This window comes from Amycolatopsis sp. NPDC101161 (assembly GCF_044768185.1).
In the GTDB taxonomy this organism is placed as follows: Bacteria; Actinomycetota; Actinomycetes; order Mycobacteriales; family Pseudonocardiaceae; genus Amycolatopsis.
Window position 1 is genome coordinate 196,052 of record NZ_JBIWPI010000002.1, and the last position, 18,737, is coordinate 214,788.

Genomic DNA, 18,737 nt, shown 5'->3' on the forward strand with positions numbered 1-18,737 from the left:
CCCGCCCCTCGCCCGGGGCCGCGCCCCCCCGCCCGCCCGCCCCGCCCGGCGGCGGGGGGTGGTGTGTTTGAAAACCCTGGTTACCAACCCTGTTTCTCACTCACGACCCCTCGCACCGGGCCTACAGCGAGAGGTCGTCCAGATCCGACTCCAGGCGCGCCCGCCAGGTCCACCGCCGCTCCGTCGTGTCCACGTCCTCCAGCGCCGGCGGGCCCAGGGGCAACGCCGAATCCACGATCCGGAACGTCACCCGGTACGCCAGCACCGAAGCCGCCGTGCGGATCCACGCGTCCCCCGAGGCCCCCGCCGGCGGCGACACGCCCAGCGCGTGACCGAACCACGTCGGCAGCAAAGCGTTCGACCCCAACGCGTCCGTGATGCGCGTCCGGAGCCGCACCTGCAGGTCGTGCCACGCTCGCTCGGCGCGCTCCAGCTGCGGGACCACCCGCGCCTCCACCGCGTCCGCCTCGCGCAACGCCAGCTTCGCCTGGTCCGCCGCCGCGATCGCGGCCGGGATCTCCTCGTCCAGCAACGTCCGGCGCCGCGTCGACAACGCCCGCAACGACGACTCCGCGTCCCCTCGGGCGCGAGAAGCGCGGTCCGTCGACGCCAGGACCCCCATCACGTCCAGCAGGTCGGCGTCGCACCGCGACAACGCCGCGCGCACCCCGTCCAGGCGCGAGATCTCCTCCTCGTACCGCGCCCGCTGCTCCTTCGTGACGAGTTCCTTGTGCAGGTCGTCCCAGCGCGCCGCCTCCGCCGCCAGCGCGCGCGTCTCCGCGCCGACGTCGTCCAGGTTCACCTGCGGCACCCCGTCGGACACGCGGACCGCGCGCTCCAGGGCCTGGACCTGCTGCTGCAGCCGGTCCAGCCGCCGGCCGAGCAGGTCGAGGCGGTCCTCCTGCCGGTCCGCGCCGCCGCTCTCGAGCCGCTCGGTCAGGTCGGCGACGTCCCGGCGCACGCGGTCGTCGGTCTCCTCGACGGCCGCGCGCAGCCCGTCGACCGCGGCGAACAGCTCGTCGAGGTCGCGCCGCGTGGTGTCGACCGGCTCGAGGTACTCCTGCGAGAACTCGGGATCGTCGCCGTAGGTCGCGTAGCCGTGGCTCACGGGATCCGGCTTTCCCGCCACAGCAGCCCGCACGTGGCCGCGACGCCCAGCGCCGTCAGGATCGTGCAGACCACCGCCCCGGACCACGGGATGAGCGCGGCCACCAGCAGCCCGGCCGTCGCACTGCCCGCCCACGCCGCGCGCGTCCGCTCGCGGATGACGTCGCCGACGCGCCGCACCGGGCCGAAGCCGATCCACAGCCCGGCCGCGAACAGCGGGACGAACGCGAGCAGCCACACCGGCGACAGCACGTCGAACAGCACCAGCGCCGCGGCGACCAGCGGCACCAGCACCGGCGCGGCCGCGTAGTACACGACCGCGCGCTGCGTGGCCGCGTGCCGCGACTCCAGCTCGGCGTTGGCGAGCCGGTGCTTCGCGTCGTCGAACGCCACTTCGGCGTCGAGCAGCCGGTGGGCCGTCGCGACGAGCTCGTCCATCGCCTCGACGTCGGCGGGCGGGGTCGCCAGCCCGGCCCGCAGGTCCTGCTTGAGCCGGCCCACGCGGGCTTCCGCCTGGTCCCGGTCGTGCTGGGCTGGAGTCGTCACGCGAACACTGTAAGTGCCAAAACCGTCACCACCGGCCAATGCGGCCGGTGCGTCTACAAATCACCGAGGGCGGTGACGGGCGACTCCACGCAGTCGGCGACGAACCGCAGGAACCCGCCGGCCGTGCCGCCGTCGCAGACGCGGTGGTCGAACGCCAGCGTCAGCTCGCACACCTTGCGCACGCCCAGGGCGCCGTCGACCACCCACGGCCGGTCGATGATCCGGCCGATGCCGAGGATCGCGGCCTCGGGGTGGTTGATGATCGCCGCGGAGCCGTCGACGCCGAAGACGCCGTAGTTGTTGACCGTGAACGTGCCGCCGGTGAGGTCAGTGGGCGCGAGCTTGCCGTCCCGCGCGGTGCGGGCGCGGTCGCCGATCGCCGCCGACAGGTCCCGCGTGGACAGCGCCCCCGCGTCCCGCACGACCGGCACGACCAGGCCGCGGTCGGTCTGCGCGGCGAACCCGAGGTGGATCTCGTCGAGCAGGACGATCTCGTCGCCTTCGACGCGCGAGTTCAGCTCCGGGAACTTGCGCAGGCCCGCGACGGCGAACCGCGCGATCAGCCCGAGCAGGCTGACCGGCCGGTCGGACTTGGCGTTGAGGGCCGCGCGGGCGGCGACCAGATCGGTCGCGTCGACGTCCACCCAGACCGTGGCCTCGGGGATCTCCCGCCGGGACGTGGTGAGCTTGTCCGCGACGGCCTTGCGGATCCCGGTGAGCGGAATCCGGCGGCCGCCCGAGATCTGAGGCTTCTTGAGCGCCGCCTCGACGTCGGCGCGGCGGATGATGCCGTCCGCGCCGGACGCGGTGACCTTGGCGAGGTCGATCCCGTTGTCCGAAGCCAGTTTCCGGACGAACGGCGAGATCACGCCGGGCGCCTTGGCCTTCGGCGCGGGCGCCTCGACGCGGCGGGCGCGCTTGCGCCGGGTTGTCGGCGCGGTGCCGTACCCGATGAGGACATTCCCGCTGCCGCTCGAGGTCGTCACGCCCGGCTCGGCGAACCCGCCGACGGACAGCAGCGGCGCGCCGACCGGCAGCAGCTGTCCCGGCTCGCCGTGCAGCGCGGACACCACGCCCGCGAACGGCACGGGCACCTCGACCGCGGCCTTCGCCGTCTCGACCTCGACGACGATCTGGTCGACCTTGACCGTGTCGCCGACGTCGACGTGCCAGTTGAGGATGGCCGCCTCGGTCAGGCCTTCGCCGAGGTCGGGCAGCAGGAAGTCAGGCACCGGCCACCACCGGGGTGTCGTTCCACTGCAGGCGCGCGATCGTGTCGAGGATCCGGTCGACGTCGGGCAGCGTGTGCCGCTCCAGCTTCGGCGCCGGGTACGGGATGTCGAGCCCGGTCACGCGCAGCACGGGCGCGTGCAGCTGGTGGAAGCACTGCTCGGTGACGCGCGCGACGACCTCGGCGCCGTAGCCGCCGAAGCCCGCGGCCTCGTGCACCACGACGGCCCGGCCGGTGCGGCGCACGGACGCCGTCACGGTCTCGTCGTCGAACGGGCTCAAGGAACGCAGGTCCACGACCTCGACGTCCCAGCCTTCGTCCTTCGCCGCTTCGGCGGTCTCCATGGCCGTGGCCACCATCGGGCCGTACGCGATGAGCGTGACGTCCTTTCCGCTCTTGCGCACCACGGCTTTGTCCATGGCCGGGCTCTTCCGCGCGAAGGAGACCTCTTCGCCCGACCAGTAGCGGGCCTTCGGCTCGAGGAAGACGACCGGGTCCGGCGACTCGATGGCGTCGCGGAGCAGGTCGTAGGCGTCCTGCGCGGTGCCCGGCGTGACGACGCGCAGGCCCGGCGTGTGCGTGTAGTAGACCTCGCTGGAGTCGCAGTGGTGCTCGACGCCACCGATGCCGCCGGCGTAGGGGATCCGGATGACCATCGGCAGTTCCAGCGCGCCGCGGGTGCGATTGCGCAGCTTCGCGACGTGCGAGGTGATCTGCTCGAACGCGGGGTAGGCGAAGGCGTCGAACTGCATCTCGACGACCGGGCGGAAGCCGCCCATCGCCATCCCGACGGCGAACCCGACGATGCCGGACTCGGCCAGCGGCGTGTCGAAGCAGCGGTCCTCGCCGAAGTCGGCGGTGATGCCGTCGGTGACCCGGAAGACGCCGCCGAGCGTGCCGACGTCCTCGCCGAAGACGAGGACGCGGTCGTCGTCCTTGAGCGCGTCGCGCAGGGCCGCGTTGAGCGCCTGCGCCATCGTGGTCGTCATCAGGCCTCCAGTTCGGCTTGCAGGGCGGCCCGCTGGGCTTCGAGGTGGCGGGTCGGCTCGGCGTAGACGTGGTCGAACAGGGACATCGGGTCGAGCTCGGTGTCGGCGTTGAGGGTGTCGCGGACGGACTGGGCGAACTCCTCGGCCTCGGCGTGGCAGAGCTCGATCTCGTTCGCGGTGAGGTCGTTCTCGAGGTAGGTCTCGAGCCGTTTGAGGGGGTCGGCTTCGCGCCACTTCGCGACTTCGTCCGCGTCGCGGTAGCGGGTGGCGTCGTCGGCGTTGGTGTGGGCGTCGATGCGGTAGGTGTGGGCCTCGACGAGCACCGGGCCCTTGCCCTCGCGGGCGTGCTTGACGGCGTCGTCGAGGACGGCGAGGACCGCGACGGCGTCGTTGCCGTCGACCTGCTCCGAGCGCATGCCGTAGCCGATCCCCTTGTACGCCAAGGCGGGTGCGGCGCTCTGCTTCTCGAAGGGGACGGAGATGGCGTAGCGGTTGTTCTGCACGAAGAACACGACGGGCGCCTTGAAGACGGCGGCGAAGTTGAGTGCCTCGTGGAAGTCGCCTTCGCTGGTGGCGCCGTCCCCGATGAGCGCGAGCGCGACGGCGTCCTCACCGCGTCGCTGCATCGCGTGCGCGAGACCGGCGGCGTGCAGCGTCTGCGTCGCGAGCGGAGTGCACTGGGGCGCTACGCGCGTCTCGGCGGGGTTGTAGCCGCAGTGCGCGTCGCCGCGAAGCAGCGTCAGGACTTCGCCGGGCTTCAGGCCGCGCGCGACGAGGGCGACGGAGTCGCGGTAGGTCGGGAAGAGCCAGTCCTGGTCGCGGAGCGCGAGCGCGGCGGCGACCTGGCAGGCCTCCTGGCCGGCGCTGGAGGGGTAGACGGCGAGGCGGCCCTGCTTGGTGAGGGCGGTCGCCTGGACGTCGAACCGGCGGCCCAGGACCATCAGCCGGTAGGCGGCCTTGAGCCGGTCTTTCGCGGGCTCGGCGTACTCACCGTGCTGATCGACGCGCGTCCCGTCCTCGGCGACGAACCGCACCGGCGTCGTGGACGGCAGCAGGGCTTCCACGGGCACCACCTCTCGCAGACATATGATGCTGAAATGGTGGTTCTTACTGGTCGGGTGTTCAAGGAGTTGGCCGAATGAGCGACAAACGGCCTTCAGTTGGCGCTCCGGGTGACCAAACGTCCATCAGTGCGCTGGCTCACGGCGGCCTGCCGGGACGAACGGCCCCCGCCCTCGACGAGGTCGACCGCGCGATGCTGGCCGAGCTGTCCGCGGACGGCCGGCTGGCGGTGCGGGCCCTGGCGGAGAAGCTGCACATTTCGCGCACGAACGCGTACGCCCGGTTGGAGCGGCTGCTGGCCGAGGGGGTGATCACGGGCTTCGGCGCCCGCATCGACCCACGCCGGGCGGGGCTGGGCACATCGGCGTACATCATGGTGACGGTGGAGCAGACGTCGTGGCGCACGATGGCGACGGACCTGCACGAGATCCCGTATGTGGATCACGTGGCGCTGGTCGGTGGCGACTTCGACATCCTGCTGCTGGTGCGAACACCGGACAACCAGACGCTGAGGGACGTGGTCTTGGAGCGGCTGCAGGCGTTGGAGGGGGTGCGGTCGACGCGGACTTGGCTGATCTTCGAGGAACTGCCGGGCTCGGTCCTCGGCTGAGCCCGGGTCAGCCGGCCCCGCTCGAAGACGCGTTGTCGAGCCTCGTTCGTCCGCCGAACTTGATTCCGAGCAGGAACTCGTCCTGGGCCAGGCGCTCCAGCGCGGAGAGCCCGGCCGGCCGTCGGCTTGCTCGCGCAAGAGCAGAACGTCGCGCTTCGTGGCCAGGTCGTGCTCGCCGTTTGCTGCCGCCGGGCAGCCGGCAGCAGGGCGATGAACCCGCCCCCGCCCCCGTTCGCCTACAGCGCACCCGCCCCGGCCTTCTGGCAGGACGGCGACGGCGCCGGCGACGTCCTCGAACCCGAACGCTGCGTCATCGACGGTCGGCACTACTTCCTCCGCGGCCGCCTCGTCCTGCCCGTTCTCGACGCCGACGACGACTTCGAGTGGGGCGTCTGGGTCTCCGTCAGCAAGGACAACTTCTTCCGCGCCGAAGAGCTCTGGGACAACCCCGGCCGCGCGGGAGAACCGCCGTACTTCGGCTGGCTCGCGACCGAACTACCCGGCTACGAACCCGGGACCCTGAACCTCAAGACCAACCGTCATCGAGGTCGAACCGACCGGGCACCCGCTCGCCGTCGAGCAGCGGGACGGGATCACCGTGATCCGCGTGCAGACCATCGCCGAGATGCTCCGGCACCCCTGACGAACGGGCAAAACCCGTGCCCGCAAGGACCTTGCCCGCCGATACCCGCACCGGCTAAGCAGGAACTCCGCGTGACCCCGTCGCCGGGCGAGTCTTATTTTATGTCGAGAAATAACTAGCTCGAAACCTATTGACGCCGCCCGCTCGCCCGGTGAGGATCGGCCGGTCCGCCGTTCATCGCAGAATGGACCAGACCATGGCCAGAAGATCCCGCGCGTGGGTCCGTGCGCGCCGAAGTTCGCTCGTCACCTTGATGAGCCTCAGCCTGCTCGGCGGGGCCGCGCAGGCGATCCCGGCCCAAGCCGCCGAAGCGCCACAGCCCGTCATCGGCCAGCCGGCCAAGGACAAGGACGGCTGCGCCAAGATCGAGAACAGCCTGCCCACCCTCGCCGACTGGCCCAAGGTCGACAGCCAGCTGAAGGGCAAGGCGGGTGACGAGGCGCGGATCGCCAAGATCCTCTCTGGGATGACCCTCGAGGAGAAGGTCGGGCAGATGACGCAGCCCGAGATCACCTCGATCACCCCCGACGAGGTCCGCCAGTACGCCATCGGCACCGTCCTCAACGGCGGCGGCGCGTGGCCGGGCGCGAACAAGCACGCCACCCAGCAGGACTGGCTGAACCTCGCCGACGCCTACTGGGACGCCTCCAAGAGCAGCCGCACCAAGATCCCCGTCATCTGGGGCATCGACGCGGTGCACGGCAACAACAACGTCTACGGCGCCACCGTCTTCCCGCAGAACATCGCGCTCGGCGCGGCCCACGACCCCTGCCTCGTCCGCGACGTCGAGAACGCGACCGCGCGCCAGATCCGCGCCACCGGCCAGGACTGGGCGTTCGCGCCGACCCTCGCCGTCCCGCAGGACGACCGCTGGGGCCGCACCTACGAGGGCTTCTCCGAGGACCCGCGCATCACCCGCTCGTACGGCTACGAGGCCATCAACGGCCTCCAGGACGGCGCCACCCAGCGCATCACCTACAACGGCGTGATCGCCACCGCCAAGCACTTCATCGGCGACGGCGGCACCGCGAAGGGCCAGGACCAGGGCGTCAACCCGTCCTCCGAGGCCGACATGATCAACATCCACGGCCAGGGCTACTACGGCGCGCTCGCCGCCGGCGCCCAGACCGTGATGATCTCGTTCAACAGCTGGACCAACCCGGACCTCGGCATCAACGAGGGCAAGCTGACCGGCAGCGACAAGGCCATGAACCAGATCCTCAAGGGCAAGATCGGCTTCGACGGCCTGCTCGTGTCCGACTGGAACGCCATCGGCCAGGTCCCGGGCTGCACCAACTCCTCGTGCCCACAGGCGATCAACGCCGGCATCGACGTCGTGATGGTGCCCGCCGACTGGAAGGCGTTCATCACCAACACCGTCGCCCAGGTCAAGAGCGGCCAGATCCCGATGTCGCGGATCGACGACGCCGTGACCCGCATCCTGCGCGTCAAGCTGCGTGACGGCCTGTTCGAGTCGCAGAAGCCGTCGGAGCGCTCCTACGCCAACTCCGACGACGCGCTGAAGGACAACTGGCTGGCCCGTGACGCGGCCCGCGAGTCGCAGACGCTGCTGAAGAACAACGGCAACGTGCTGCCGCTCAAGCCGAAGTCGAAGGTCCTCGTGGTCGGCAAGAGCGCCGACAGCATCTCGAACCAGACCGGTGGCTGGACGCTGACCTGGCAGGGCACCGGCAACACCAACGCCGACTTCCCGAACGCCACCTCGATCCTGTCCGGCATCAAGCAGGACCTCGGCGACGCGAACGTCACCTTCGACGCGACCGGCAGCGTGGACCCGAAGGGTTACGACGCCGTCATCGCCGTCATCGGTGAGACGCCGTACGCCGAGGGTGTGGGCGACCTGTCCCGCAAGACGCTCGAGGCGGCCAAGCTGTACCCCGAGGACCTGGCCGTGCTGAACAAGGTCAGCGGCAAGGGCACCCCGGTCGTCACCGTGTACGTCGGCGGCCGCCCGCTGTACATGAACAAGGAGATCAACCGCTCCGACGCGTTCGTGGCGGCCTGGCTGCCCGGCACCGAGGGCGGCGGCGTCGCCGACATGCTGGTCAAGGGCAAGGACGGGAACGGCTACCAGGGCACGCTGAGCTACTCGTGGCCGAAGAGCGCGTGCCAGTCGCCGCTCAACCCGTGGTCGCCGGACTACGACCCGCTGTTCAAGCTGGGCTACGGCCTGAAGAGCGGCCAGCGCGTCACGATCGGCCAGCTGGACGAGACCCCGGGCCCGGCGTCGTGCGGCTCGACCGGTGGCGGCGGGACCGCGACCGAGGACCTGGCGCTCTACGACCGCACGGATGTCGCGCCGTACAAGAGCTTCATCGGCTCGGCGTCGAACTGGGGCGGCACGGAGATCGGCCCGGACGGCACGGCTTCGCACCCGGAGATCAACACGGTCCCGACGGACGTCAACGTGCAGGGCGACGGCCTGAAGGCGACGTGGACCGGCACGGGCGCGGCCCAGTTCTACCTCCAGAACCCGGCGGGCACGAACGATCTGCGGAGCTACCTGAACGCGGACGGCGCGCTGGAGTTCGACACCACCGTGCAGCAGGCACCGGTCAACCGGACGGTGATCAGCATGCACTGCGTCTACCCGTGCTTCTCGGAGGTGAACGCGACGAAGCTGTTCACCGACCTGGCGGGCGGCCCGAAGACGACGGTCAAGATCCCGTTGTCCTGCTTCAACAACGGGCTGGACTTCGAGCACATCAACACCCCGTTCCTGGTGTACACGGACGCGGCGTTCCAGGCGTCCTTCGCGAACGTGCGCTGGGTGCCCAACGGGGCGAAGGATCCTGATGCGAGACCTTGTTCGAGTTTGACCTAGTACCGGCGGGGCCGGGAGCGACCAGCTCCCGGCCCCGCTCGTTACGCGTCGAGCTCAGCACGTTCGGCCAGCAGAGCTCCGGTCAACCGCCGCGCCCAGGCAGCTGCCACAACGTGTTCGCCCGCGGCACGCGAGCGCCGAATGTGCTCCATGCACTCGTCGACACCCAGATCTTCCGCTCGGGGCAACTGCTCCGAGTTCGCCGCGGTTACGTCCTTACGTCGACGATTGTCGACGCTCAGCCGCATCCAAGCGCGCATGACCTCATCGATCTGCTCCTGCCGCAGACCGCACCCTCGCACGAAGAGCCGCACCTGAGAGGGATCGACCGGAAGGCCGGTTCGCGTGGCGGCCACGAGGTTGTACGCAGAGCTCCGGGCAATCGACGTCTTGGCGGCGACCTGCCCTGCCGTCAAGCCGGACTTCCTCAGCACGAGTCGAAGCATCGCCACGAATTCGGACACTGTCGCCAACGTCAGTTCATCCGGCCTCAACACAACCCTCTCGGTCGAGTTGAAGGTCTCAGGCCCGCTCTCGGCCGCGCCTTTCCGAATGGGTTGAAGCCGGAGGCTGTCGCGTTTCATCGGACGCCAACGCTGCAGCCGCCGGTCGACCGCAGGCAGAGTCATATGTCACCGACCGCCTCGAGACCAAGCCGGAATTTCCGAAAGCGCAGATTCAGCACTGGTGGCCTATTCACGGAAAGGCCGGCCGGCATGCCGGCACAAGCGAGAAGCAAGAGCAGAACGGCCTCGTGACTGTCGCCGAGCAGGTGCGCACTGAGCAAGAGTGACACCATGATCACCAGGACAGTGGTGCGAGGCACCGTCGTGATCGGCAGGTCGCCCGCGACGAGCGCGCACGGCCGATGCTGTTTCGAAGACATGATCAGTCGCTCCAGGGGGTCGCAGCGCCTCGAGGTGCCCGGGCGACGGTCGAGTCGGTGAAGTCGGAGACGCCGGATCTCACGCACGGCACGAGGTGGCACTCGACGCCGGGCGTTCCCTGCCTCAGCGGCACCTCACGGGCGGGGACGATCCGATAGTCCCACCCGAGTTCGCCATGACGCACGTATCAAGCGAAGAATGCGTCCAAGGAGTAGCGGGGTGTCCAAACCATCGTCCATCAACCGAAACAATTTTCGCGAGTTTGCCCAGCTCAGAGCCAAATCCGCCAGACCGCGCGGCAATTCCGGTATATACCAGTATTAGGTGCGCGAGCAGTGCTCTGCTATACGTTCGGAGCTCGCACGAGAGTGCAGCGCACGGGTTCCGGGTGTCAAGACGGTGAAGTCGGAGCACGGACCCGGTCGAGTGGCCGGTGGCACGGCGGCTCGCCACTCGAGGTCCCGGAGGCTCCGCATCTGCTTCTCCGGGACCTCGGAGGGGCACTTCCCCGACGGCGGACTACGGGGTTCATCGCGTTCATCGCGTGCATCTCGGCTCGCGCGCCGACGTCGACGCCGCAGGCCGTCTCCTTGGCGCTGTGCCAGTGCCTCGTAGAACGCCGGGAGCCCGGCCAGCCGGGCCAGGTAGTCCTCTTCCGCCGCGCACGATCGTCGCGCTCGGGCAACGCGGCGAAGCTCGACCTCGACCGGCTCGCCCGGTGCCGAGCCGCGCCGACAGAATGGCGGGATGACCTCCGCCACCGCGCTCGCGGACGAACTGCTCGACGTGCTGGCCACCTGGACCCCGCTGGAGGCGTCCTTCGTCGGCATCCCCGGCCACGACGCCGAGCTGGCCGATCCGTCCGAAGCCGCCCACCGGGAGCTGCGAGACCGGGCCGCCAGTGTCCTCACCCGAGCCCAGGCGTCGACGGACCCCGACCGGGTGACGCTCGGGGTGGTCGTCCAGCAGGCCGAGGCCCTGATCACCCAGCTCGACGCGCGGGTCGTGGAGTTCACCCTGGCCGACCCGATGTTCGCCGTCGGCATCAGCCACCTCGCGTTCCTCCCCCAGCTCACGCCGTCCGGTGCGCAGGCGGAGGAGGACTACCTGGCCCGGCTGGCCGGGCTCCCGGCGTTCTACGAAGCACTGGCACAGCGCCAAGGAGACGGCCTGCGCGCCGGCCGGACGCCGGTCGACCGCAACGCGCGCAACGCCGTCGCGTTCCTCGACCGGTACCTCGCCCAGGCGGAGCTGTTCGCCCAGCCGCTGACCGGCGGCCGCGGCGAGCGCCGGGACCGGCTGGTCGCGGAGGTGGTCCGGCCCGCGTTGACGCGCTACCGGGAGTTCCTCGCGACCGACGTCGTCGGGCACGGCCGGCCCGACGACCGGCCCGGGCTCTGCTGGCTCGAAGACGGCGCGGCGCACTACGCGGCGTTGGCGCGCATGCACACGACGACGAGCCACACGCCGGAGGAGCTGCACCACCTGGGCCTCGACGTGCTCGCCGGGCTCGAAGCCGAGTACGCCGAGATCGGCGGCCGCGAGTTCGGGCTGACCGACCCCGAGCAGGTGCGCCGCCGGCTGCGGACCGACGAAAGCCTCCGCTGGCGCGACGCCGAGGAAATGCTCGAGACGGCGCGAGCGGCGGTCGCCCGGGCGACGGCCGCGGCGCCGGGGTGGTTCCACCGGATGCCCCGCGCCGAGTGCGTCGTGCGGGCGGTCCCCGAAGCCGACGGGCCCGTCGCCGCGCCGGCGTACTACCTGCCGCCCGCGCTCGACGGCTCGCGCCCGGGCACGTACTTCACGAACACCTACGAGGTGCACACGCGCGACCGGTTCATCGCCGAGTCCGTGGCGTTCCACGAAAGCGTCCCCGGACACCACTTCGAGACGTCGCTGGCGCTGGAGCGGACCGACCTGCCGCAGCTGCGCCGGGTCGCGCCGGTGACCGCGTACAGCGAGGGCTGGGGGTTGTACTCCGAACGGCTCGCAGACGAGATGGGCTTGTTCTCCAGCGACCTGATGAGGCTGGGCATGGTGGCCGAGGACTCGGTCCGCGCGGCGCGGCTGGTGGTCGACACGGGACTGCACGCGCTGGGCTGGACGCGTGCGCAGTGCGTCGATTTCCTGCGGACGCACACGGTCTTGAGCGAGGTGGAGGTCCAGTCGGAGACCGACCGGTACATCGAGTGCCCGGGCCAGGCACTGGCGTACATGACGGGCCGGCTGGAGATCCTGCGCCTGCGCCGGTTCGCCGCGGAGGCGCTCGGGGAAGCGTTCTCCCTCAAGGACTTCCACGACGTCGTCCTCGGCGGCGGGCCACTGCCGCTGACGGTGCTGGAGGAGGTCGTCCGCGCCTGGGTGGACTAGGCGTCCCGGACGAGCAGTATGTTTCCCGCGTTCGGGTTGCCGCGAAGCCGAGAGGGAGCGAAGGCATGACGGAGTGGTACGGGGTGCGGTGCGTCTTCCGGTGGACCGAAGCTGTCGAACCGTCGTACGAGGAGCGGGTCACGGTGTGGCACGCGGTCGACGCCGACTCGGCGCTGGCGCTGGCCGAGGCGGAAGCGCGGGAGTACGCGCAGGAAATGGGGGCGACTTACGTGGGACTCGCCCAGGCCTATGCCACGGGGAACGAAGAGCTGGTGTCCGGCAGCGAGGTGTTTTCGCTGCTGCGTGACAGCCCGTTGCCGCCGGAAGAGTACGTGGACCGTTTCTTCGACACCGGCGACGAACACCAGGGCACGGCCTGACCCGGCCGACGCGCCGCCGGAAACCCCTCGCCATGGCACACTTCGTCGACCACGACGCCGTTCAGGGAGCACCACGCATGACCGATCGCCCGGCCAGGCGAACGCAGGAGCAACGACGCGCCGAGACCGAGCGGCGCGTGCTCGACGCCGCGATGGCGCTCATCGCGCGCAGCGGGTCCCGGGCCGTCACGCTCGCGGAGGTCGGGGAGGCCGCCGGCTACAGCCGCGGCATCGTCTACCACCACTTCGGCAGCCGGGAACGGCTGCTGGAAGCCCTGCTCGACGAGGCGCAGCGGTTCGACGTCCCCACCTACCAGGGCGACGGCCTGGAGCACCTGGTGCGGATCGTCGAGGCGTACCTGCGCAACGTCGTGCGGCGGACGCCGTCGGCGCGCGCGTTCCTGCAGCTGTGGGGCGAGGCGATCGCCGCCGACCCCGTGCTGGCTCCGCTGTTCGCCCGCCGGGACGCCGACTTCCGGCTGCTCCTGGCGAACGTGGTCCGCCAGGGCGTCGCCGACGGGTCCGTCCGGCCCGACGCGAACCCGGCCGCGGCCGCCGTGCTGGTCGTCGCCCTGGTCCGCGGGACCGGGCTGCAGCTCATCGCCCAGCCCCCGGTCCGGGGCGTCCCCGCCCTCATCCGGGAGGCGACGCGCTCGGTGCGCGCGGCGTTCGCGGTCACGCCGTAGCTTCCGGCGGTGGTCTCCGGCCGCGGCCGCTGCTACAGTTACTTGCGTACATGCACGCAAGTTTAGGAGTGAGGATGTCTGTTCCCCTGGTACTCGTGCACGGCAACCCGGAGAACACCGGCGTGTGGGGACCGCTGATCGAGGCACTCGGCCGGGACGACGCGGTGTCGCTGTCCCCGCCCGGGTTCGGGGTGCCCGCGTCGGACGGCTTCTCCGCCACCGTCGAGGGCTACCGCGAATGGCTCGCCGAACGGCTGGAGCAGTTCCGGGAGCCGGTCGACCTCGTCGGCCACGACTGGGGCGGCGCGCACGTCGCCCGGATCGCGATGACCCGCCCGGACCTGATCCGCAGCTGGGCGTCGGACGCGCTCGGCCTCTTCGACCCGGGCTACGTCTGGCACGCCCGGGCCCAGGTGTGGCAGCAGGAAGGGGCGGGCGAGGCCTCGGTGAAGGAGATCTTCGGCGGCACGCTGGCGCAGCGGCTGGAGGTCGTCCACGCGCTCGGGATGACCGGCCCGGCCGCGGAACGCGTGGCCGCCGGGATGGACGACGGCATGGGGCGGGCGGTGCTCTCGCTGCTGCGGTCGGCCGCCCAGCCGGTGATGGCCGAGGCGGGCCGCGACCTCGCGAAGGCGCGACAGCGGCCCGGCCTGGCCCTGGTCGCGCTCGCGGACGTCGACCAGGCCAGCGGGACGCCGGCGCAGCACCGGTCCGCGGGCGAGGCCGCCGGTGCCGAGATCGCCGAACTCCCCGGTGTCGGCCACTGGTGGCCGGTGACGGACCCGCACCCGGTGGCGCGTGCGCTGACCGAGTTCTGGTCCCGTTTGGACGGTTAGGCCGGCCCTAGTGCTGCATGCCGTAGGACTTCTGGCACGGGTAGCCGTCGCCGGTGGCCGACCAGCTGGCCGGGTAGCCGTTCTGCGCCCAGGCGGCGTAGGCCTGCGCGTAGGAGTAGCCGCGCGCGTGCAGCCACTGGCACGGCGTCTGCCCGGCCGCGGGGGTGATGGTGATCCACGGCTGGGCGTTGATCCAGCTCGACTGGGTGTACCACTGACCGGAAGTGCCTTTCGGCTCGACGACGACGGTCTGCGGCGGCTGGACGACCACCGTCTGCGGCGGTGCCACGGTGACGGTCGGGGTGCTCGGCGCGGTGGTGACCACTGTGGACACCGCGGGCGGGCCGGCGCCCCCGGAGATCGCCCGCGGCAGCCCGCACGCGGCGAGCGCGAGCACGGCGGAAAGGGCGGCGGTGGCTCGGAAAAGGCGCATGGCTGGGCTCATTTCGTCCGGGTCATGTGGCTGCCGACGATGACGCCGCCGGAAACGGTGTAGGTGCCCGCGAAGGTCCGGGTGCTGCCGTCGGTCTGGACGGCGGACAGCACGACGGAAGCCGTGCTCCCGCGGACGTCGGTGACGGTCAGCGTGTCCCACGACGTCGTCGAGAAACCGTTGACGTACTTGGTGAACCCGCCACCGCCCGCGATGCGGCTGCCGCCGAGCGACCACGCCGTGGCGAAGTCGCGGCGGTTGATGGCGTCGTAGTACGCGACGACCGTGTGCGCTTCCGACGTGTCCGTGGGCGCGACGTACGCGGGCGGTTGCGGAACGTAGACCGTCTGCGGCACGGCGACGACGGCGGTGCTGGTCGTCGTGCCCGGCGTGACGGCGACGGGTACGGGCACCCCGACCACCGGCGGCACCCCGCACGCGGCGGCAGCCGCTCCGATCAGGACGGCGACGAGAATTCCGGAGGCTTTCATGGAAATCAACTTCTTCCGTGTCCGCCCCCAGGAATCGGCCCGCCCGGCCGATCCGCAACGGATCCCCGAGAACGCGACCCAAGCGTTATCCCGTGGGAATCAGCCGTTCTGCCGCACGATGTCGTAAGCCGTCATCGCGGCGGCCAGCTGACGCGCGTCCGCCGGCTGCGTCGCGTCGTAGCCCGTCATCAGCTGGATCCGGCCCAAGCGGTACGTCAGCGTATTCCGGTGAATACTCAACGCTGACGCCGCTTCGCCGCGGTTGTACCCCGACGTCACGAAAGCACGCAGGGCCTCGATCAAATGCGGGTGCTCCGCCAGCGGCGCCAGCACCCGGGCCAGCACTTCCCGCGCCGGACCGGGTTGGGCGATCTGGTACTCGATCGCCAGGTCGTCCAGCCGGTAAAGCCGCGGCGGTCGCCCCAGGTTCTCCGCCAGCGCGAGGATTTCCAACGCCGAAGAATGCGCGAAGGGAATGTCCGCGTGCGTCGAAGCGCGGGCGGTGGCCGCGATGCAGGGGCGGCCGCAGACCCGGTCGACCCGGGCCGCCACCTCGTCGGCCGACGAGGTGGCGGGCACCAGAAGCACTCCCCCGTCCCCTTCGAACGTCACCAGCACGCCCGGCTGACCGTCCAAATCGGACCGGACCGCGCGGACCAGGTCCGTCGCCGCCCGCGCGTCCGCGGTCGCCGGCAACGCGGGCAGGTGGAACACCACGACGTCGTAGCTCTCGGCCAGCTCGCGGCGACGCACCGGGCGGCCGGCGAGCAGATGGGCCGTGAGGTGCTGCCGGTCCTCCCGCTGCTCCCAATCGAGGTCGTCACGCTCGCGCAGGTACGCCTCGGCGACGCGCGGCATCACCTCGCCGAGGAAGTCCAGCATCCGCGCGCCGAGCCGCGCGCGGTCGCCCGGCACCTGCTCCCACGCCACGCTCGCCGCCAGCGGGTAGATCCGCAGCACGGCCTCCAGCGGCAGGCCGTCCCGGGCCCGCTCGGCACCCCACGCGATCGGCAGCGCGAGCTCGGCCTCGGTGGGCCGGCGATCCTCGGCGACCGTCGTCAAGAACAGCTCGAACACCGCCATCGCGTTCGCGACCAGGTCGCCCTCCAGCACGCTCGCCGGCAGCAGCCGGTACGCCGGGATCTCGGCGGCGCACCGGGCGATCATCGCGGCGGCGATCTCCCCGGACCGCGGGAAGAGCGCCTCGACGGCATCCACCCCCATATTGTCACCATGCACAAACGGCCCCGGCAAGTTTCTGCGCGTTTTGCCAGCAGACAGCGTTGATCAACGAGCGCATGCTGTGCACACCACCAGACGAAAGGACTTCGCAATGGCGCGGGGAACGAAACGATGGCTGGCCGCGATCGGCCTGGCGGGGGTGCTGGCACTGAGCGCGGCCGTCCCGGCCCAGGCCGCCACCGGCGGGAACAACGACTTCGGCTGCCGCCCCAGTGCGGCCCACCCGAACCCCGTCGTCCTGCTCCACGGCACCTTCGCCACCTACTACGAGGACCTCAACTTCCTCCAGGCCGACTTGGCCGCCCGCGGCTACTGCACGTTCTCGCTGACCTACGGCGCCTACCCGCAGTTCCCCTTCGTCGGCGGGCTGAAGCCGGTCGCGGAGTCGTCGCTGGAGATCAAGGCCTTCGTCGAAAAGGTCCGCGCGGCCACCGGCACGGCCAAGGTCGACGTCGTCGGGCACTCCGAAGGCGGCCTCCAGTCGCTCTACCTGGCCAAGATGCAGGGCATCCAGAGCGAAATCGGCCAGGTCGTCGCGATCGCCCCGCCGACGCACGGCGCGAACGCGTCCGGCCTCCTGACGCTGGCCTACACGCTGCTCGGCAAGAGCACGTGGGACACGATCGTCAAGACCCTCGGCCTCCCGATCTTCGCCGACGAGCTGGACGGCGGCGCGGCGATCGTCGCCCTGAACACCGGCCCGGTCGCCCAGCCCGGCATCGGCTACACGATCATCACCTCGCGCTACGACGAGCTCGTGACGCCGACCGAGACGTCGTTCGTCCGCGAGCCCGGGGTCAAGAACCAGTACGTCCAGGACTTCTGCCCGTTCGACCCGGTGGGCCACATCGGCGAGGCCTACGACCTCAACGTGTGGCACCTCGTCCGCAACGCGCTCGACCCCGCGCACGCGGCACCGATCGGGGTCTGCGCCGCCGGCTCCCCCGGCTGAGTATCTGAATCCGCGCGTTCCCCCTCTTCTCGGTGCGAGCAGAGGGGGAACAGATGAACGACGGCGTCTTCGAACGCGTCGAGCGGCTGAGCCGGCGGGAGCGCGAGATCTTCGGCCTGCTCGGCCACGGCCTCTCCAACCGCGGGATCGCCCGCCGGCTGGACATCAGCGAGCGCACCGTGAAGTTCCACGTCAGCAACGTCCTGATCAAGCTGCGGCTCGAGTCGCGGCTGCAAGCCGGGTCGGTGGCCTGCCTGCTCGACGCGCGGCCGGCCCCGCCCGGCCTCCCCTGAACGGCGCAACCCCAAGGTCCAGTGTCGCCGCCCCGCCCGCGGCGGGAGGCTGGCTGCCGGGCGGGTTCGCCGTCCGGAACAGGGGAGGTGCCAGATGAGAAGATGGGCAGGCGCAGCCGCCGTCGTGGTGCTCGGGGGGTTGCTGGTCCACGGCACGGCGCAAGCGGGAACGCCGGCGGTGCCGGGGAAGGCGTCCGCCGCGGTCGTCCTCCGGTCGGCCACGGCCGAGAAGGACGTCCTCAGCTCGTGGACGCCCGAACGGATGCGGGCGGCCAAGCCGGCCGACATCCCGACGGAGCAGCACGGGGCCGAACCGCAGTCGCACGTCCTGGCCGCGCAGTCCGCGCCGGGTGCCGCGGTGACGAAGCCCGGGCAGCTGCGCCCGGACGCGCTGACCTCGCTCAGCCAGTCGCAGGTCTGGACCGCGCACGGCCAGATGCCCGCGACGACCGTCGGCAAGCTGTACTTCGACGAGCCCGACGGCGGCCACCAGTGCACCGCGAGCGTCATCAACTCGACGAACCGCAGCATGATCTGGACCGCCGGGCACTGCGTCACCGACGGCGCGAAGCACTGGTACAGCAACTTCGTCTTCGTCCCGGACTACGCCGGTTCCGGTGAGCCGCTGGGCCGGTGGAGCTGGAAGTCCGTGTCGACGCCCACCGGCTACTTCGACGGCAGGGACAGCGACTACGACTTCGCGGCCATCACGCTGTGGCCGCGCAACGGCGCCAGCGTCGCCAACGTGACCGGCTGGCAGGGCTACAAGTTCGGCCAGGGCTACGACTGGAACGTCTACGAGTTCGGCTACCCGTTCGACACGCACCCGGCCCGCACCGGCATCACCGGGCAGGAGCTGCGCTACTGCACCGGGACGACGTGGCGCCCGGGGATCTGGCCGTTCCAGCCCGACCAGGAGGCGATCCACTGCGACCAGGGCCACGGCGCGAGCGGCGGCCCCTGGCTGGACGACCTGCAGCTGTCCCGCGGCTGGGGCTACCTGGTCGGCAACGTGAGCTACCACTCCGACGACAACTCGGACGAGGAACGCAGCCCGCACTTCGGCGACGCGGCGATCAACGTCTACAACGCCCAGCAAGCCGCCTGACGCACGCCCGTCGTGAGCGGGAAACA

20 protein-coding genes are annotated in these 18,737 nt (G+C 70.9%); 10 read left to right on the forward strand and 10 right to left on the reverse strand.

Features of this window, described 5'->3' with window-relative positions:
• Positions 1-121: 121 nt before the first annotated feature.
• The 5 genes from ACIRSS_RS11940 to pdhA are packed head-to-tail and all read right to left on the reverse strand — an operon-like array spanning position 122 to position 4,943.
• Positions 122-1,108 (reverse strand): hypothetical protein, encoded by a 987-nt coding sequence (locus ACIRSS_RS11940; protein ID WP_400893808.1) that lies wholly within the window; start codon positions 1,106-1,108, stop codon positions 122-124.
• Positions 1,105-1,653: a hypothetical protein gene (locus ACIRSS_RS11945; protein WP_400893810.1), complete on the reverse strand. Its 549-nt coding sequence runs from the start codon at positions 1,651-1,653 to the stop codon at positions 1,105-1,107. The genes ACIRSS_RS11940 and ACIRSS_RS11945 overlap by 4 nt, the downstream gene beginning before the upstream one ends.
• A 53-nt stretch (positions 1,654-1,706) precedes the next feature.
• Positions 1,707-2,885, reverse strand: coding sequence for a dihydrolipoamide acetyltransferase family protein (locus ACIRSS_RS11950; RefSeq protein WP_400893812.1), 1,179 nt, complete (start codon positions 2,883-2,885; stop codon positions 1,707-1,709).
• Positions 2,878-3,873: an alpha-ketoacid dehydrogenase subunit beta gene (locus ACIRSS_RS11955; protein WP_400893814.1), complete on the reverse strand. Its 996-nt coding sequence runs from the start codon at positions 3,871-3,873 to the stop codon at positions 2,878-2,880. Before ACIRSS_RS11955 ends, ACIRSS_RS11950 begins: the two co-directional genes overlap by 8 nt.
• A complete protein-coding gene (pdhA, locus tag ACIRSS_RS11960; RefSeq protein ID WP_400893816.1) occupies positions 3,873-4,943 on the reverse strand; it encodes a pyruvate dehydrogenase (acetyl-transferring) E1 component subunit alpha in 1,071 nt (356 codons plus the stop codon). Before pdhA ends, ACIRSS_RS11955 begins: the two co-directional genes overlap by 1 nt.
• A 125-nt stretch (positions 4,944-5,068) precedes the next feature.
• On the opposite strand from pdhA, the gene ACIRSS_RS11965 reads away from it, so the two are divergent.
• From ACIRSS_RS11965 to ACIRSS_RS11975, 3 genes are all read left to right on the forward strand, one after another.
• The gene (locus ACIRSS_RS11965) at positions 5,069-5,545 is read left to right on the forward strand and encodes an Lrp/AsnC family transcriptional regulator (protein WP_364466030.1); all 477 of its coding nucleotides are present in this window, start codon (positions 5,069-5,071) and stop codon (positions 5,543-5,545) included.
• 126 nt (positions 5,546-5,671) lie between these two features.
• Positions 5,672-6,307, forward strand: a complete 636-nt coding sequence (locus tag ACIRSS_RS11970; protein WP_400893818.1) for a DUF2199 domain-containing protein — start codon at positions 5,672-5,674, stop codon at positions 6,305-6,307.
• A 134-nt stretch (positions 6,308-6,441) separates the two neighbouring features.
• Positions 6,442-9,033, forward strand: a complete 2,592-nt coding sequence (locus ACIRSS_RS11975) for a glycoside hydrolase family 3 protein (RefSeq protein ID WP_400897416.1) — start codon at positions 6,442-6,444, stop codon at positions 9,031-9,033.
• 41 nt (positions 9,034-9,074) lie between these two features.
• Here ACIRSS_RS11975 and ACIRSS_RS11980 read toward each other — a convergent pair whose 3' ends face one another.
• Both ACIRSS_RS11980 and ACIRSS_RS11985 read right to left on the reverse strand, forming a co-directional pair.
• Positions 9,075-9,497 carry a hypothetical protein gene (locus ACIRSS_RS11980; protein ID WP_400893819.1) on the reverse strand — a complete coding sequence of 141 codons (423 nt, stop codon included), beginning with the start codon at positions 9,495-9,497 and terminating at the stop codon, positions 9,075-9,077.
• A gap of 161 nt (positions 9,498-9,658) precedes the next feature.
• Positions 9,659-9,919, reverse strand: a complete 261-nt coding sequence (locus tag ACIRSS_RS11985) for a hypothetical protein (RefSeq protein WP_400893821.1) — start codon at positions 9,917-9,919, stop codon at positions 9,659-9,661.
• Positions 9,920-10,667: 748 nt separating this feature from the next.
• Between ACIRSS_RS11985 and ACIRSS_RS11990 the strand changes: the two genes are divergently transcribed.
• The 4 genes from ACIRSS_RS11990 to ACIRSS_RS12005 all read left to right on the forward strand — a co-directional run bounded on the left by ACIRSS_RS11990 (position 10,668) and on the right by ACIRSS_RS12005 (position 14,192).
• The gene (locus ACIRSS_RS11990; RefSeq protein ID WP_400893823.1) at positions 10,668-12,290 is read left to right on the forward strand and encodes a DUF885 domain-containing protein; all 1,623 of its coding nucleotides are present in this window, start codon (positions 10,668-10,670) and stop codon (positions 12,288-12,290) included.
• Between the two features lie 65 nt (positions 12,291-12,355).
• Entirely contained in the window at positions 12,356-12,670 is a 315-nt protein-coding gene (locus tag ACIRSS_RS11995; RefSeq protein ID WP_400893825.1) for a hypothetical protein, read from the forward strand.
• A gap of 77 nt (positions 12,671-12,747) precedes the next feature.
• On the forward strand, positions 12,748-13,356 hold the full coding sequence (locus ACIRSS_RS12000) for a TetR/AcrR family transcriptional regulator (RefSeq protein ID WP_400893827.1): 609 nt from the start codon (positions 12,748-12,750) through the stop codon (positions 13,354-13,356).
• 74 nt (positions 13,357-13,430) lie between these two features.
• Positions 13,431-14,192, forward strand: coding sequence for an alpha/beta fold hydrolase (locus ACIRSS_RS12005; protein ID WP_400893829.1), 762 nt, complete (start codon positions 13,431-13,433; stop codon positions 14,190-14,192).
• A 7-nt stretch (positions 14,193-14,199) separates the two neighbouring features.
• On the opposite strand, the gene ACIRSS_RS12010 is transcribed toward ACIRSS_RS12005, so the two are convergent.
• From ACIRSS_RS12010 to ACIRSS_RS12020, 3 genes are all read right to left on the reverse strand, one after another.
• The gene (locus ACIRSS_RS12010; protein WP_400893830.1) at positions 14,200-14,625 is read right to left on the reverse strand and encodes a hypothetical protein; all 426 of its coding nucleotides are present in this window, start codon (positions 14,623-14,625) and stop codon (positions 14,200-14,202) included.
• 8 nt (positions 14,626-14,633) lie between these two features.
• Positions 14,634-15,116, reverse strand: a complete 483-nt coding sequence (locus tag ACIRSS_RS12015) for a hypothetical protein (RefSeq protein WP_400893832.1) — start codon at positions 15,114-15,116, stop codon at positions 14,634-14,636.
• Positions 15,117-15,215: 99 nt separating this feature from the next.
• Positions 15,216-16,334, reverse strand: coding sequence for a PucR family transcriptional regulator (locus tag ACIRSS_RS12020; RefSeq protein WP_400893833.1), 1,119 nt, complete (start codon positions 16,332-16,334; stop codon positions 15,216-15,218).
• Between the two features lie 115 nt (positions 16,335-16,449).
• Between ACIRSS_RS12020 and ACIRSS_RS12025 the strand changes: the two genes are divergently transcribed.
• The 3 genes from ACIRSS_RS12025 to ACIRSS_RS12035 all read left to right on the forward strand — a co-directional run bounded on the left by ACIRSS_RS12025 (position 16,450) and on the right by ACIRSS_RS12035 (position 18,711).
• Complete coding sequence (locus ACIRSS_RS12025) at positions 16,450-17,310, forward strand: esterase/lipase family protein (RefSeq protein ID WP_400893835.1); 861 nt, start codon at positions 16,450-16,452, stop codon at positions 17,308-17,310.
• Positions 17,311-17,363: 53 nt separating this feature from the next.
• On the forward strand, positions 17,364-17,603 hold the full coding sequence (locus ACIRSS_RS12030) for a LuxR C-terminal-related transcriptional regulator (protein WP_400893837.1): 240 nt from the start codon (positions 17,364-17,366) through the stop codon (positions 17,601-17,603).
• A 94-nt stretch (positions 17,604-17,697) separates the two neighbouring features.
• Entirely contained in the window at positions 17,698-18,711 is a 1,014-nt protein-coding gene (locus tag ACIRSS_RS12035; RefSeq protein WP_400893839.1) for a trypsin-like serine peptidase, read from the forward strand.
• Positions 18,712-18,737: the final 26 nt, after the last annotated feature.

What these genes read in the sequence shown, in the direction of transcription:
- ACIRSS_RS11955 (WP_400893814.1), bottom strand. Translation starts at nt 3,873, where the DNA reads ATGACGACCACGATGGCGCAGGCGCTCAACGCGGCCCTGCGCGACGCG.
- ACIRSS_RS11975 (WP_400897416.1), top strand. Translation starts at nt 6,442, where the DNA reads ATGAGCCTCAGCCTGCTCGGCGGGGCCGCGCAGGCGATCCCGGCCCAA.
- ACIRSS_RS11985 (WP_400893821.1), bottom strand. Translation starts at nt 9,919, where the DNA reads ATGTCTTCGAAACAGCATCGGCCGTGCGCGCTCGTCGCGGGCGACCTG.
- ACIRSS_RS11990 (WP_400893823.1), top strand. Translation starts at nt 10,668, where the DNA reads ATGACCTCCGCCACCGCGCTCGCGGACGAACTGCTCGACGTGCTGGCC.
- ACIRSS_RS11995 (WP_400893825.1), top strand. Translation starts at nt 12,356, where the DNA reads ATGACGGAGTGGTACGGGGTGCGGTGCGTCTTCCGGTGGACCGAAGCT.
- ACIRSS_RS12000 (WP_400893827.1), top strand. Translation starts at nt 12,748, where the DNA reads ATGACCGATCGCCCGGCCAGGCGAACGCAGGAGCAACGACGCGCCGAG.
- ACIRSS_RS12005 (WP_400893829.1), top strand. Translation starts at nt 13,431, where the DNA reads ATGTCTGTTCCCCTGGTACTCGTGCACGGCAACCCGGAGAACACCGGC.
- ACIRSS_RS12010 (WP_400893830.1), bottom strand. Translation starts at nt 14,625, where the DNA reads ATGCGCCTTTTCCGAGCCACCGCCGCCCTTTCCGCCGTGCTCGCGCTC.
- ACIRSS_RS12015 (WP_400893832.1), bottom strand. Translation starts at nt 15,116, where the DNA reads ATGAAAGCCTCCGGAATTCTCGTCGCCGTCCTGATCGGAGCGGCTGCC.
- ACIRSS_RS12025 (WP_400893835.1), top strand. Translation starts at nt 16,450, where the DNA reads ATGGCGCGGGGAACGAAACGATGGCTGGCCGCGATCGGCCTGGCGGGG.
- ACIRSS_RS12030 (WP_400893837.1), top strand. Translation starts at nt 17,364, where the DNA reads ATGAACGACGGCGTCTTCGAACGCGTCGAGCGGCTGAGCCGGCGGGAG.
- ACIRSS_RS12035 (WP_400893839.1), top strand. Translation starts at nt 17,698, where the DNA reads ATGAGAAGATGGGCAGGCGCAGCCGCCGTCGTGGTGCTCGGGGGGTTG.